Annotated in this window: 10 protein-coding genes; 9 read left to right on the plus strand and 1 reads right to left on the minus strand. The window is 72.4% G+C overall.

The genetic code is table 11. The annotated features are described in order from the left end of the window. The first annotated feature begins 4 nt into the window (after positions 1 to 4). Positions 5 to 2,530 (plus strand): polysaccharide lyase family 8 super-sandwich domain-containing protein, encoded by a 2,526-nt coding sequence (locus ABZW11_RS34090; protein WP_355426288.1) that lies wholly within the window; start codon positions 5 to 7, stop codon positions 2,528 to 2,530. Here ABZW11_RS34090 and ABZW11_RS34095 read toward each other — a convergent pair. Next, on the minus strand, positions 2,524 to 3,390 hold the full coding sequence (locus ABZW11_RS34095) for an alpha/beta hydrolase (protein WP_355426291.1): 867 nt from the start codon (positions 3,388 to 3,390) through the stop codon (positions 2,524 to 2,526). The two genes, ABZW11_RS34090 and ABZW11_RS34095, sit on opposite strands and share 7 nt — an antisense overlap. An 86-nt stretch (positions 3,391 to 3,476) precedes the next feature. Between ABZW11_RS34095 and ABZW11_RS34100 the strand changes: the two genes are divergently transcribed. The 8 genes from ABZW11_RS34100 (at position 3,477) to ABZW11_RS34135 (ending at position 14,754) form a co-directional block, all read left to right on the plus strand. Then, a complete protein-coding gene (locus ABZW11_RS34100; protein WP_355426294.1) occupies positions 3,477 to 4,055 on the plus strand; it encodes an ABATE domain-containing protein in 579 nt (192 codons plus the stop codon). An 83-nt stretch (positions 4,056 to 4,138) separates the two neighbouring features. After that, positions 4,139 to 5,371 carry a family 16 glycosylhydrolase gene (locus ABZW11_RS34105; RefSeq protein WP_355426297.1) on the plus strand — a complete coding sequence of 411 codons (1,233 nt, stop codon included), beginning with the start codon at positions 4,139 to 4,141 and terminating at the stop codon, positions 5,369 to 5,371. Positions 5,372 to 5,612: 241 nt separating this feature from the next. Further along, positions 5,613 to 6,650 (plus strand): LacI family DNA-binding transcriptional regulator, encoded by a 1,038-nt coding sequence (locus ABZW11_RS34110; RefSeq protein ID WP_355426300.1) that lies wholly within the window; start codon positions 5,613 to 5,615, stop codon positions 6,648 to 6,650. Between the two features lie 139 nt (positions 6,651 to 6,789). Beyond that, the gene (locus ABZW11_RS34115; RefSeq protein ID WP_355426303.1) at positions 6,790 to 8,982 is read left to right on the plus strand and encodes an alpha-galactosidase; all 2,193 of its coding nucleotides are present in this window, start codon (positions 6,790 to 6,792) and stop codon (positions 8,980 to 8,982) included. A gap of 20 nt (positions 8,983 to 9,002) precedes the next feature. Further along, a complete protein-coding gene (locus ABZW11_RS34120; RefSeq protein WP_355426306.1) occupies positions 9,003 to 10,325 on the plus strand; it encodes an ABC transporter substrate-binding protein in 1,323 nt (440 codons plus the stop codon). 19 nt (positions 10,326 to 10,344) lie between these two features. Then, a complete protein-coding gene (locus ABZW11_RS34125; RefSeq protein WP_355426308.1) occupies positions 10,345 to 11,262 on the plus strand; it encodes a sugar ABC transporter permease in 918 nt (305 codons plus the stop codon). Further along, positions 11,259 to 12,137 carry a carbohydrate ABC transporter permease gene (locus tag ABZW11_RS34130; protein ID WP_355426311.1) on the plus strand — a complete coding sequence of 293 codons (879 nt, stop codon included), beginning with the start codon at positions 11,259 to 11,261 and terminating at the stop codon, positions 12,135 to 12,137. Before ABZW11_RS34125 ends, ABZW11_RS34130 begins: the two co-directional genes overlap by 4 nt. Positions 12,138 to 12,162: 25 nt before the next feature. Then, positions 12,163 to 14,754 (plus strand): hypothetical protein, encoded by a 2,592-nt coding sequence (locus ABZW11_RS34135; RefSeq protein WP_355426314.1) that lies wholly within the window; start codon positions 12,163 to 12,165, stop codon positions 14,752 to 14,754. The last annotated feature ends 96 nt before the right edge of the window (positions 14,755 to 14,850 follow it).

Consider the following 14,850-nt stretch of genomic DNA (forward strand, 5'->3'; position numbering starts at 1 on the left):
GCACATGTCCCGCCGTCAGGTGCTCTCCCTCGTCCCCGCCGCCGGTCTGCTGGCCGTGGCCGCCCCGGCCCGCGCCGCCACAGCCGGTCGAGCCGCCGTGTCAGGAGCCGTGTCAGAAGCCGCGTCAGCAGCCGTGCAGGCCGTCGATCACGGACGCCTGCTCGCCAACACCGTCGCCATCCTCGCCGGCACCCCCGAAATCAACGCCCGGCCCGAGGTGGCGGGCAAGCTCACCGCCATCGTCAACGCCGCCAGGCAGCGGCTGACCGCCATGGACCAGGCGGGCGACGGCGAGCTGTTCGCCGGTCTGACGCTCGGCACCGACGACGTCAACCTCCGCCTGGCCTACCAGTACCTGTACGAGATCGCGCTGGCCACCCGCACTCCCGGCAGCGCGCTGGAGGGCGACGCCACCGCCGCGCGGCGCACCGCCGACGGCCTGGCCTGGCTGCACGAGCGGTACTTCGGCGACCAGTCGGCCGGCTACTACGGCAACTGGCACAACTGGGAGATCGCCATCCCCACCCACGTCAGCAGGACCCTAGCCCTGCTGCCCGGCGAGCTGCGCGGCGACCTCACCCCGCCCTACCTCGCCTCGATGGACGCCTACCTGCGCAACGGCAAGGACGGCGACGTCGATCTCGACTCCCGCTTCCACACGGGCGCGAACCTGGCCGACATCACCGCCAACCGCATCCTGCAGGGCGCGCTCACCGGCGACGACGCCCGGGTCGCCAAGGCGATCGCCGACCAGTCGACGGTCTTCGCCACGATCGACCCCTACGACCTGCAGCACGGCAACACCGACGGCTACTACGCCGACGGCTCCTTCATCCAGCACCACTCGGTCGCCTACACCGGCTCGTACGGCCGGGCCCTGCTGACCCGCGTGGTCCAGACGCTCAACATGCTCCAGGGCGCCACGACCGGGTTCGCCGACCTGCCGGCCGTGGTGTACCGGTGGATCAGCGACGGCTTCGCCCCGCTGATCTTCGAGGGCTGGATGATGGAGATCGTCAAGGGGCGCGCGGTCTCGCGTACCACCAGCGGCTACACCGACCTCAACGTGATCGTGGAGGCCATCGCCGACCTGGCCGAGCACGTCGATGACCCGCTGCCGCTGAAGAAGTACCTGCGCTTCCTGCCGGCCGCCGACACGGCGGCGTTCGTCTCGCCGGGCGGCATCGCGCGCTACGCCGCCGTCCGCGCCGACGCCTCCGTCCCCGCCGCCGACCTCAACCCGGCCGCGCGGTCGGTGGCGTTCAACGCGATGGACCGCACCGTGCACCGCCGTCCCGGCTACGCGTTCGCGCTGGCGCGCAGCTCGGAGCGGATCAGCAAGTACGAGTACATGAGCGGCGAGAACCTCATGCCCTGGTTCCAGGGCGACGGCGCCTACTACCTCTACCTGTCGGGCGAGGACCAGCGGGAGGTCTACGGGGTCGACTACTACACGACCGTGTCGCCGTACCGGCTGGCCGGGGTCACCGCGCCGGTGGAGGAGCGGCGGACGATCCCCGAGCTGTACGGGCGCCTGTGGTACGAGAACCCCGGCCACCCGCTGAACTTCACGTCCTCGTCGGAGTCGCAGAACACCTACGTGTACTTCCCGCGCGGCGAGAACGCCTTCTCCGGCGGGGCCACGCTCGGCGCGTACGGCGTGGCGGGCATGGTGCAGTCCGACGACGTGGCCTACACCGCCAAGCAGGAGGGCCTGCTGCCCGACGACTTCGTGGCCTACCGCAACGCGCGCGCCACCAAGTCGTGGTTCATGTTCGACGACGAGATCGTGGTGCTGGCGGCCGGCATCTCAGGGCAGGGCGGGCGCGACGTGGTGACCACCGTCGACAGCCGCATCGCCGCTCCAGGCGACGCGGTCGCGCTCACCGGCGAGCGCTGGGACGGGCGCGCCTGGCAGGCCGGCGGCGCGGCCACGCCCCTGCGGTGGCTGCGGTACGCCAACGGCACCCGGGGCACCTCCGTCGGCTACGCCTTCCTGACCAGGCGGCCGGTCGCGGCGGGGCTGGAGACGGTCACCCGCAGCCGCAGGGTCGTCAGGACCGGCAACCCCGACACCGCCGTCACCAAGAACGTGTTCACCGCCACCGTCGCGGGCGACGACGCGCTGGCGTACGCGCTGGTCCCCCACGCCACCGAGGCCGCGCTGCGCCGCTACGCCCGCGGCCCGGTGAGCGTCGTGGCCAACACCCGCGACGTGCAGGCCGTCCGGCACGACGGGCTCGGCATCACCGCCTGCACCGTCTTCGCGAAGGGGCCGCGCCTGGCCGGCCGCCTGCTCGTGGACGGCCCGGCCGCGCTCATCGTGCGGGAGTCGGGCAAGCGCACCGAGGTCGCCCTGTCCGACCCGACGATGCGGCGCGACCACGTCTCGGTGCTGGTGCCCGGCCGGCCGCTGCGGGTGTCGGAGGCCGACGAGGGCGTCACCGTCCGGCGCGTGCCGGGCGGCACCCTCGTCCGGGCGACGACCCGGCACGCCTACGGCCGGACGTTCACCGCCACCCTTCACTGAGTGCGGTCCAGGAAGGCCGCCACGAGCGGGGCGATCTCCGCGACGTGGGTCTCCAGCGCGAAGTGCCCGGTGTCGAACAGGTGCAGCTCGGCATCGGGCAGGTCGCGCAGGTACGCGCGGGCGCCCGCCCCGGTGAAGAACGGGTCGTGCTCGCCCCACACGATGAGGGCGGGCGGCGTGTGCTTGCGCAGCCACGCCTGCCAGCGGTCGTAGCTCTCGACGTTGGTGTGGTAGTCGAACAGCAGCGCCGCCTGGGCGTCCCTGCGGCCGGGCTGCTCCAGGAAGTGGTGGTCGAGCGTCCAGCCGTCCGGGGCCACCAGGGCGGGGTCGGGGACGCCGGTGACGTACTGGGCGCGGACGGCGTCCAGGGTCAGCTCGGCGCGCACGCGCTCCTCGCCGCCCGGCATGTCCGGGCGCTGTGCGAGCAGTTCGACCGCGGCGTCCGACAGGCCGTCCGCGTAGGCGTTGCCGTTCTGGACGATCAGACCGGCGATCCACTCGGGATTGCGCTCGGCGACGCGGAAGCCGACCGGGGCGCCGAAGTCGAAGACGTACAGGGCGAAGCGGGTCAGGCCGAGCGCGCGGACGAAGCTCTCGGTGAGGTCGGCGAGCCGGTCGAAGGTGTACGTGTAGCCGGCCGGGGCCTCGGTGTGGCCGGAGCCCGGGTGGTCGGGGGCGATGAGCCGGTAACGGGCGGCGAGCCGGTCGAACAGGCCGCGGTACTGGTGCGAGGCCGACGGGAAGCCGTGCAACAGCAGCAGGACGGGCGCGTCGGCGCGGTCCGGCAGGGACTCGCGGTAGAAGACGCGGACTCCTTCGACGTCGACGTGGCGGTGCGCGGTGCGGGCTGGTGCGGTCATTGCTAATGCCTTCTTTCGTAGCTGATGCATTAGATACAACCTGACCCTTCCCTAATGTGTCAAACCCGTCAGGTAGCATTAGGGACATGAGCGATCCCCGTCCCCTCGTCGGCGAGCCCCTCGCGCTCGACCTCGTCAACACCCGCAACGCCGACGGCGACCACCTGGCCACGCCGCAGGATCTGCGCAGATGGCTGGACCTGGAGGCCGCCCGGTTCCCCGGCGTCCTGGACCTCGCGGTCTCCGACGCCGGCCTCGCCGCCGTTCGCGAGGTGCGCGAGCACACGGCTCGGGCGCTGGAGTGCGTACGGCGAGGCGAGCAGCCGCCCGAGGAGGCCCTCGACGCGCTCAACCACGCGCAGCGCGCCGCGCCCGCCATCACCGAGCTGGCCTGGGACGGCGGCGCGGTGACCGCCACCAGGCGGCGCGACGGCTCGGCGGCGGACCGGCTGGCGGCCTGGCTCGCCGAGGCGGCGGCCGAGCTGCTGACCGACCCGGCGGTGACCACCGTCCGCGCGTGCGAGGCGGACGACTGCGTGACGCTGTTCCTGCCCGCGCACCCCCGCCGGCGCTGGTGCGCCGCCGCCCGCTGCGGCAACCGGGTGCGCGTGGCCCGCCATTACCAGCGCGCCAAATCCGCCGGGGGACGCATCGATGAGAACTGAGAGAGCGCTCTCTTGACAGGAGCACTCAAGTTGCCGGAAGGTTTCCGTAAACTCACCCCCGTGGATCCGATGAGGTAACCCACATGGCACGCACCCCCCGTTCCAGAATGCTGCTCGCCATCGGTACCGCCCTCGCCGCGATCGCCGCCCTGGTCGCTCCCATGGCCGGCACCGCGAGCGCCGCACCCGCCCCAGGCCCGCTCGTCTGGTCCGACGAGTTCGACGGGCCCGCCGGCAGCGCCGTCGACTCCTCGAAGTGGCGCTTCGACATCGGCGGTGGCGGCTGGGGCAACAACGAGCACCAGTACTACACCGACAGCACCCGCAACGCCGCCAAGGACGGCAACGGCAACCTGGTGATCACCGCCCGCCGCGAGAACCCGGCCAACTACCAGTGCCACTACGGCACCTGCCAGTACACCTCCGCCCGCCTGCTCACCGCCGCCACCTTCACCCGCACGTACGGGCGGTTCGAGGCACGCATGAAACTGCCGCGCGGGCAGGGCATCTGGCCGGCCTTCTGGATGCTCGGCGGCACGTCGGGCTGGCCGGACAACGGCGAGATCGACATCATGGAGAACATCGGCCGCGAGCCGAACACGGTCCACGGCACCATCCACGGCCCCGGCTACAGCGGGGGCGGCGGCATCGGCGCCGGCTACACGATCGGCGCCCCGTTCGCCGACGCCTTCCACACCTTCGCCGTCGACTGGTCGCCGAACCTCATCGTCTGGTACGTGGACGGCGTGGAATACCAGCGCCGCACCCCCGCCGACCTGGGCGGCAACCGCTGGGTCTTCGACCATCCGTTCTTCATGATCATGAACGTGGCGGTCGGCGGCAACTGGCCCGGCTACCCCGACGGCAGCACCACGTTCCCGCAGACCCTGACCGTCGACTACGTCCGCGTCTACGCCCCGCCGACCACGGGCGGCGGCGGCCGGATCACCGGCATCGGCGGCAAGTGCGCCGACGTGGCCGGCGCCGCCACCGCCAACGGCACCCCCGTCCAGCTCTGGGACTGCAACGGCACCGGCGCCCAGAGCTGGAGCTGGAACAGCGACGGCTCGGTCCGCGCGCTCGGCAAGTGCATGGACGTGACGGCCGGCTCCACCGCGAACGGCGCGAAGGTGCAGCTCTACGACTGCAACGGCACCGGCGCGCAACGCTGGACCTACGACTCCGGCACCGGCCAGATCGTCAACCCGCAGTCGGGCAAGTGTCTCGACGCGACCGACGTCAGCTCCGCGAACGGCACCCGCCTGCAGATCTGGGACTGCTCCGGCGGCGCCAACCAGCGCTGGACCCGCACCTGACCGTTCATCCTGACCCGCGCGAGCCCGCACGCGTACCCCCGTGCGGGCTCCCGCATCGACCAGCCGCCGCACACCCGCACGCCCGCCGTTTCGGCGGGCGTCGGTCCTTACCGGTCGGAACCGATTCCCGTTCATGTTGTGGGAGAGCGCGTTCTCCGTCGAGGGATCTGCCGCGCGGGGAAAGCGTTTGTGCGGGACCGGGCCGGGTTGGGGGCGGATCATCTGGTCCTACGATGGGGAGGTGGCTCCGACTTCCCCGCGCGCGTCCCGTGACGCGGCCGTACCCAGCATCAGGGACGTCGCCGCAGCGGCGGGAGTGTCGTACCAGACGGTCTCACGGGTGCTCAACGACTCGCCCAGAGTGCGTCCCGAGACCCGCGCCAGCGTCCTCGCCGCCATCGAGCAGCTCGGCTTCCGTCCCAGCCGCACGGCGCGCGCGCTGAGCCTCGGCCGGGCGCGCGGCATCACCGTGGTCACCTCCGACACCGTCCTCTACGGCTACGCCGCCACCCTCCAGGGCATCGAGGAGGCGGCCCGCGCGGCCGGGATGTCCGTGGGCGTGCGGGTCGTGGAGTCGGCGGAGCCGGCCGAGGTGCGGCAGGCCGTCGAATACGTCAGCGACGCCAGCGCCGGCGCCGTGGTGGTGATCGCCTTCGACACGATCGGCGTCGCGGTGCTGGAGGCGCTGCCGGCCCACGTACCGGCGGTGGCGGTGGCCGAGCCGGCCGCGCCCGACCGTGGCAGGGTCGCGATCGCGCTGGACGAGCGGGGCGCCGCGGCCGACGCCACCCGGCATCTGCTCGACCTGGGCCACCGCACGGTGCACCACGTGGCGATCCCGTCCGAGGGCGGTCAGGGCGGCCGCCTGGCGGGCTGGCGCGACGCGCTGCACGCGGCGGGGGCCGCCGTCCCCGAGGTGCTGGGCTGCGGGTGGGACATCGCCTCCGCGTACGCGGCCGGGCGCGAGCTCGCCGCCGACCCGCAGGTCACGGCCATCCTCTGCGGCAACGACGACATCGCGCAGGGGGTGCGGCGGGCGCTGTACGACGCGGGCAAGGACGTGCCAGGCCACGTCAGCATCGTCGGCTTCGACGACATCCCCGGCGCCGCCTACTGGACGCCCGCGCTGACCACCGTACGCATGGACTTCCCAGGGCTCGGCCGCGCCTGCTTCGACGCCGCCATGGCCGAGCTCTCCGGCCACCCCCAGCCGGCCCCTCGCCTGGTCCCCCCGGCCCTGATGATCCGCGAATCCACCGCCTCGCCCCCGCCCGCCTGACGCGGGCTCGCTCGAAACACGCAGGTAACGATCCGGCAAAGGAGGCTTTCGCCGGAGGCGTGTGACCGTTCACACTGGCGAGCATGTGACCGGTCACATAACGACCGGATCCGTGGAGTGCCCGAAAGAGAGAGCTTGCATGCCTGCTGATGTCGTGGAGACCCTGCGCTGGGGCCATTCGAGGCTCGCGCTCGCGCTGGAGATCCGTCCGGATCGCCCGGTGACGCTGCGCGAGCTGTCGCCCGGCCAGGCGGCGGCGCCCACGCGGACGTCCCAGCCCGTCGTGGAGGTGCTGGTGCCGGGCGAGGGCCGGGCGCGCGCCTCGCAGCGGCTGTCGGAGACGGCGGTGGGCATCAGGCTGCGGTACGCGGGCGCGGACCGCTCGTCGCACGACGGCCGGCACGAACTGCGGGTGCGGCTGCGGGACGAGGCGTCGGAGCTGGGCGCCGAGCTGCTGCTGGAGTCGTACGAGGGCGTGCCCGCGGTGCGGGCGTCGGTCCGGGTGACGAACCTGGACACGGCCCCGGTGCCGCTGCTGGCGGTGACCTCGTTCGCGGCCGGCTTCCACGGCGCTCCGGCGAGCGACCTCGACGTCCTGTACGCCGACAGCGCCTGGCTGGGCGAGAGCCGCTGGACCCGGCGCCCGCTCGCCGACCACCTGCCCGACCTGGGGCTGGAGGGGCACGGCCACGGCCGGGTCGCGTTCGCGCTGACCAGTTCGGGCACGTGGTCGAGCGGCCGGTACGTCCCGATGGGCGGCCTGGCCGAGCGCGACTCCGGACGTACGTGGCTGTGGCAGATCGAGCACAACGGCCCCTGGCGCTGGGAGGTCGGCGACCGGCTGGACGGCGTGTACGCCGCCCTTTCCGGACCCACCGACCTCGACCACCAGTGGAGCCACCCGCTCGCGCCCGGCGAGTCGTTCACCACGGTGCCGGTCTCGGTCGCGGTGTCGGCGGACGGCCTGACGGGCGCGGCGGCGGCGCTGACCGCGCACCGGCGCGCGTCGCGGCGTCCGCATCCGGACCGGGAGCGGCTGCCGGTCGTGTTCAACGACTACATGAACACGCTGATGGGCGACCCGACGACGGACAAGCTGCTGCCGCTCGTGGACGCCGCCGCCGCGGCCGGGGCGGAGGTGTTCTGCGTGGACGCCGGCTGGTACGACGACGGCGGCGACTGGTGGGACAGCGTCGGCGAATGGCGTCCGTCGAGCACCCGGTTCCCCGGCGGCATCGAGGAGGTGCTGGCCCGCATCGCCGAGCGCGGCATGACGGCCGGGTTGTGGCTGGAGCCCGAGGTGATCGGGGTGCGCAGCCCGATGGCAGGCAAGCTGCCGGACGAGGCGTTCCTGCGGCGCGGCGGCGTGCGGGTGGCCGAGCACGGCCGCTACCACCTCGACCTGCGCCATCCCGCCGCCGTCGCGCACCTGGACCAGGTGGTGGACCGGCTGGTCACGGAGCTGGGAGTGGGTTACTTCAAGCTCGACTACAACATCAACCCGGGCGCGGGCACCGACGTGGACGCCACCAGCGCGGGCGCCGGGCTGCTCGCGCACAACCGGGCTCACCTGGCCTGGCTGGAGTCGGTCCTCGACCGCCATCCGCACCTGGTGCTGGAGAACTGCGCGTCCGGCGCGATGCGGATGGACTACGCGATGCTCTCGCGCCTGCAGCTGCAGTCGACCAGCGACCAGCAGGACTTCCTGCGCTATCCGCCGATCGCGGCCGCCGCTCCCCTGTCGGTGCTGCCCGAGCAGGCGGCCAACTGGGCCTACCCGCAGCCGGACATGACCGAGGAGGAGGTGGTGTTCGCGATGTGCACCGGGATACTCGGCCGCCTCTATCTTTCTGGCAACCTGCACCTCATGGACGAGCGCCGGCTCGCCCTGGTCAGGGAGGGCGTGGCGGTGCACGGCCGGCTGCGGCCGGTGCTGCCGCGCGCGACCGCGTGCTGGCCGCTCGGCCTGCCCGGCTGGGACGACCCCTGGCTCGCCTTCGGCCTCCGCGACACCGCCCATCCGCACAACGCCCGCTCGACCGGCGCCGCCGCAAGCGCCGCCGCCCCGGCCGCCGGCTCCCCGGTCGACGACCTTCATGTGACCGTCTGGCGACGGCCAGGGGCGCCGGACAGCGCCGTGCTCTCCCTCCCCCACCTGCGCGGCCGCGATCTGGACACCACGGTCGCCTACCCGGAGGCGGCCGAGGGCTGGCGGCTCGCCTGGGATCCGGGGGCCGCCGAGCTGACCGTCACGGCGGACGTACCGCCGCCCACCGCCCGCATCCTGCACCTCCGCCCCCGCTGGTCCCCCCGGAACCGGCCGACAGCGTGACGAGACCGAAGGACGTTATCGTGCGAACCGCCCCCCGTACCGCGATCATGGTCGCGGCAGGCGCCCTCCTGGCGCTCACCGCCTGCAGTGATCCCGCCGCCGGACCGGCGGCCACCGCCGGGGCCGCCCCGGCCGCCTGGCCCGACCCGAGCGCCCGCCTGGACGGGGTGACGCTCACCGTCTGGGCCGCCCAGAACAGCACCACCGTCCCCAAGGCGGTCACCGACGCCTTCTCCCGAGCCACCGGGGCCAAGGTGGAGGTCGTCACCGTCCCCGACCCGTACGAGCAGGGCGTGCAGACCAAGGTCGCCACCGGCGACAAGCCGGACCTGGCGTTCTGGCAGCCGACGGCGTCGATGCTGACCGCGCTGAACGCCCGCGCCAACCTGCAGCCGCTGGACGGCGCCCCGTGGATCGAGAAGCTCTCGCCCGAGCTGCGCGACATCACCGGGATCCTGGACAAGACGCGGTACGCGGCGCTCATCACCAGCCCCGCCGTCGAGGGCGTCTACTACAACAAGGAGGTCTTCGCGGCCAACGGCGTGAAGGAGCCGCCGAAGACGTTCGACGAGATGGTGGAGCTGGCCCGCACGCTCAAGGGCAAGGGCGTCACCCCGTTCTTCGAGATGGCCGGCGACAAGTGGGCCACCCAGTGGTGGGTGCAGGTCCAGCTCGCCGACGCCGCCAGGGACGGCCTGTGGGAGCGGATCAACACCGGCAAGGAGACGTTCGAGGACGAGACGGTCCTGGGCGCGATCAAGACCTACAAGGGGCTGATCGACGAGGGGCTGTTCAACGCCGACATCAAGACGGCGACGTTCGAGGACCAGGGCGAGGCCCTGTTGTCGGGCAAGGCGGCGATGGCGGTGCAGGTCAACTCGTTCTTCGGGCAGCTTCAGGCCAAGGCCGACACGGCCGAGCTGGATGAGAAGATCGGCTTCTTCCCGATCTCGCCGTCCGGCAATGTGGGCACGTCGATCCCCGACCAGTCGAACGCGCTGGTGGCCTTCCGCACCGGTGACGAGAAGCGGGAGGCGGCGGCGCGGCAGTTGCTGGCGTACTGGATGGGGCCGGGTTACGGCACGTTCGTCGCCGACCGCAAGACCGTGTCGCTGCGTCCCGACGTGCCGACGCCCGACGGGGTGCCGCAGGCGCTGAAGGACGTGCACGCCTCGCTCGGCGAGTCGGTCGGGTCGATGCAGTCGCTCGCGGTCGCGAACCCCGACCTCTATCTCAACCTGGCCGACATGATCACCGGCAGCCTGACGCCCGAGCAGGTGGCCGCCGCCACCCAGAAGCAGTTCGCGCAGCTCGCCAAGGCCGCCGGCGCGCCCGGCTTCTGACCTGGGAGCAGCAGTGCTGATGACCAGAGAGCGGTCCGCCCAGGAGACACGCCGCCCGCCCGCCGGGCCGGGCAGGAACCGCACGCACCCGATGTGGTTCCTCGTCCCGGCCTTCGCGATCCTGTTCGTCTTCTTCTTCCTGCCGACCCTGTTCAACTTCATCTACGCGTTCACCGACTGGTCGAGCTTCAAGAGCGAGATCCGGCCCGTGGGTCTGGACAACTTCGCCGCGCTGCTGTCGGACGGCACGCTGTTCGGCGCGCTGCGCGTCACCCTGATCTACGCGGTGCTGGTGGCGGTGTTCCAGAACCTGTTCGGCTTCGGCCTCGCGGTGCTGCTGGAGCGGGACACCTGGCTCAACAGGGCGGCGAGGGTGGTGTTCGTCATCCCGGTGCTGATGTCGGCGCTGGCGGTCGGCTACCTCTTCCAGGCCCTGCTCAAGCCCGACGGGAGCCTCAACGGGCTGCTGTCGGCGCTGACCGGGCAGCAGGTGGAGGTCGCCTGGCTGGGCAGCACGACGTGGACGCTGGTGCTGGCCGCCGTCATCCACGCCTGGAAGTGGATGGGCCTGTCGATGCTCATCTACCTGGCCGGGCTGAAGTCGGTGCCCGAGGACGTCGCGGAGGCGGCTCGCATGGACGGGGCCTCGCCGTGGCAGGCGTTCTGGGCGGTGCGCTTCCCGCTGCTGGCGCCGGCGATCACGTTCAACGTGGCCACCTCGCTGCTCGGCTCGATGAACGGCTTCGACATCGTGCAGGCGCTCACCGGGGGCGGCCCGGCCCGCAGCACCGAGATCCTCAACATCTTCATCTACCGCACCTTCGGTCAGGGCCTGTTCGCGCAGGCCACGACCATGAGCCTGGTGCTGTTCCTGATGGTGACGCTGCTGGCCTTCCCGGTGATCCGCATCCTGCGCAAGAGGGAGGAGATCCTGTGACGGCGCCTGTCTTCGGCGGTCCCGGCCGCGCGCGTGCCGCCCGCCCGCCGCTCTCGCGGGGCCTGGCCGCCCGGCTGCGTCCCGTCGCGGTCGTCGTGCTCGTCCTGCTCGTGATGGGCGTGCCGCTGTGGCTGGTCGTGGTGACGGCGGGCAAGTCGCAGGCCGAGGCGCTCTCGCCGGACCTGTCCCTGCCGTCGAGCTGGCACCTGTGGGAGAACCTGGCCCAGGTGTGGGAGCAGGGAGAGGTGCCGACGGCGTTCCTCGGCAGCGTGCTGGTGGTGGCGCCGTCGGTGGCGCTGGTGCTGGCGCTGGGGTCGATGGCGTCGTGGATCCTCGCCCGCCGCGCCTCGCGGCTCGTCGCGGTGCTGTACGCGCTGGCCATCAGCGGCATCGTGCTGCCGCCCGCCGTGGTGACGATCGTGCTGCTGCTGCGCCAGCTCGGCCTGGCGGGCAGCCTGGTCGGGATGGTCGGGGTCTACGTCGGCATCTACCTGTCCACGGTGATCTTCTTCGTGACGGGCTTCGTGCGTACGGTGCCGCTGTCGCTGGAGGAGGCCGCCCGCATGGACGGCGCGGGCCCGCTGCGGGTGTTCTTCTCCGTCATCCTGCCGCTGCTGCGCCCGGTGCTCGCCACCGCGACCATCCTCATCTGCCTGTACGTCTGGAACGACGTCTTCTACGCCTTCTTCGTCATCGGCGGCCGGCTGGACACGCTGCCGCTGAACCTGTTCCAGGTGGCCAACGCCGGGCTGTACCTCAGCAACTGGCACCTGATCTTCGCCTACATCATCCTCATGAGCCTGCCGCTGCTGGTCGTGTTCGCCGTCGCCCAGCGCAGGATCATCTCCGGCATCACCGGCGGTGCCGTCAAGTAGCCCCCGCTTATCAGGAGGTTGTCTCATGCCCGGACACCGGTTAGGACGGCACGCCCTCGCGTCCGCCGTCGCGGTCGTGACGCTCGCCGCATTGACGTCGGCGCCGGCCACCGCAGCAGTACCCGACGTGGTCGCCGTGGACTTCGCGCAGCGCACCGGCCCCGTGCACGGCGGCGCGACCGGCGGTCTCTACGCGCTGTCCGACCCCGGCGTGCCGGGCGACAGCCTGGTGGCCGGCGCGCGTCCGCGTACGGTCGCGCAGAAGGCCCCGGACGGCGAGCAGCACCCCAACGGCGACGCGCTGACCGTCGCCGACGGGTTCTTCGCCGCCGGCGGCGACGAGGTCGTCATCTACATGCAGGACGTCTACAGCCGCTGGCCGTACCAGGACCTCGGTATCGAGGACTACCTGGCCAAGGTCGAGACGATGGTGCGCAAGGTCGTCCGCGAGCGGCCCGGCGACAAGGACAGGTTCGTCTGGGTGCCGTTCAACGAGCCCGACTGGATCTGGTACGAGGACTGGGCCACGCAGAAGGAGCGGTTCTTCTCCGATTGGAAGGCGGTGTTCGAGCGCATCCGCTCGATCGACCCCGGCGCCCGCATCGTCGGCCCCAACGAGGCGTTCTACCGCCCGGAACGACTGCGCGACTTCCTCACCTGGGCCAAGGAGACGCCCTGCGCCGGGCAGGACGACTGCCTGCCGGACATCATGGCCTGGCACGAACTGCAGCGCGAGCGGCTCGCCGACTACCGCTCCCACTACGAGCACTACCGCGCGATGGAGCGCGAGCTCGGCATCGGCCCGCTGCCCATCAACATCGACGAGTACGGCAACCGCCGCGACATGTCGGTGCCCGGCCAGATGATCCAGTGGATCTCCCTGTTCGAGGACACCAAGGTGGACGCGGACATGGCGTACTGGACGTACGCCGGCAACCTCGGCGACCACGCGGTGCGCACCCGGCAGGCGAACGGCGGCTGGTGGCTGCTCAAGTGGTACGCGGACCTGACCGGCCAGACGGTGAAGGTGACCCCGCCGCGGCTGAACGCCGCCGACACCGTGCAGGCGGTCGCGGCGCTCGACGAGTCCGCGCGGCGCGGCACGATCCTGGTCGGCGGCGGCGCCGCGCCCGTCAGGCTCGACGTGACCGGGCTCGACCGCCGCGTCTTCGGCACCCGGGTGGACGTCGTGGTGTCGAAGACGACCTGGACCGGGTACGAGGGCGACGCGGCCGAGCCGCCGGTCGTCGCCGCGACGCGGGCCAAGGTGTCGGGCGGCGCGATCACGGTGGACGTGCCGGGCGGTGACGTGATGGCGGCGTACCGGGTGACGGTCGTGCCGTCGAGCGGCCCCGCGCCCGCCGCGGACGCGCCGTGGTCGGCGTCGGTCGAGGCCGAGTCGGCCAGGCTCACCGCCGCCCGCGTCTTCGACCAGGACACGACTGCCGACCCGCAGCTGTACGCCACGTCCGGCAAGCGCGACGTCGGCGGCATGAACCAGGACGATTCCGCGGTGACGTTCCCGGTCACCGTGCCCGGCGACGGGCGCTACCGGCTGGGCGTCTACCAGGGCACGAACAAGGCGCCTGGACGGCACGCGCTCTTCGTGGACGGCAAGCTCGACCGGATCGTCCAGTATTCGGCGGACCTCGGGTGGACCTACCGGGGCAGGACCGACGTCGAGATCGAGCTGAAGGCGGGCACGCACGAGCTGTCGCTGCGCACGAGCACCGGGGACGGGACGCGGCTGCCGGGCAGCGACGTGACGCTCGACAGGTTCGACCTGACCGAGGTGCGCGGGCCGCACAGGGCGGTCCACGGGGCCGACGAGGCGCGGCTGTCCGGCGGCGCGCGGATCGCCAGGGGCGGCAAGGGGCCGGCCGTGGTGCTGGGCGGCAAGGCGCGGGCGACGTACTTCGTGGCCGCGCGCGAGGACGGCTACCACGACCTGACCTTCTCCTACCACGCCGCCGGGCGTGGTGACCTGCGGGTCTCCGTGGACGGCCGGGAGATCCCCGGCCTGCGCGCGACGCGGCCCGGTGAGGGCGGGTCGCGGGCGCGGGTCTACCTGCCTGCCGGGATCTCCAAGGTCGAGGTGGGCGGCCCGGCCGGGCTGGAGCTGCGCGCGCTGACCACGGTCAGGGCCACCGCGTCGGACGGGACCGTGCACCGGGTGGAGGCCGAGCGGGCGCCGCTCGGCGGGACCGCGAGGACGGTGACCGTCCCCGGGACGAGCGCGTCCAACGCCTCGGGCGGCGCGTACGTCACCGACCTGGGCGGCACCTCCGCCGGCACCCTCACCCTGGCCCGCCCCGACGGCTTCGGCCCCGGCGATTACGTGCTGGTCGTCCGCTACGCCAACGCCGACAGGAACACCGGACACCCCTACAACACAGATGTGATCAGCCGGCACCTCGACATCACGGAGGCAGGAGGCACGACGACACGCGGCGTGTTCCGCCACAACTACGCCTGGGACGAGTTCTGGCCCCAGGCCACCCCGCTCACCCTCAAGACGGGTGACGGAGCACTGACCATCGGCAACGCCACCGCCCCGGGCCCGAACGTGGACCGCCTGGAGCTGGCCCGCCTGGTGGCCGAGGTCTCCAACCGCTGAGCCGGCAGCGGGAAAGCGCGCGCCGGGGCGTGGTCGTGGGCTTCGTCGAGACCCACGGCCGCCCCCGCACCGCCGCCCTCCTGGAGGGCGTCGAGG

Origin of the sequence: Nonomuraea sp. NPDC004580 (assembly GCF_040609855.1) — a bacterium.
Lineage (GTDB): Bacteria > Actinomycetota > Actinomycetes > Streptosporangiales > Streptosporangiaceae > Nonomuraea > Nonomuraea salmonea.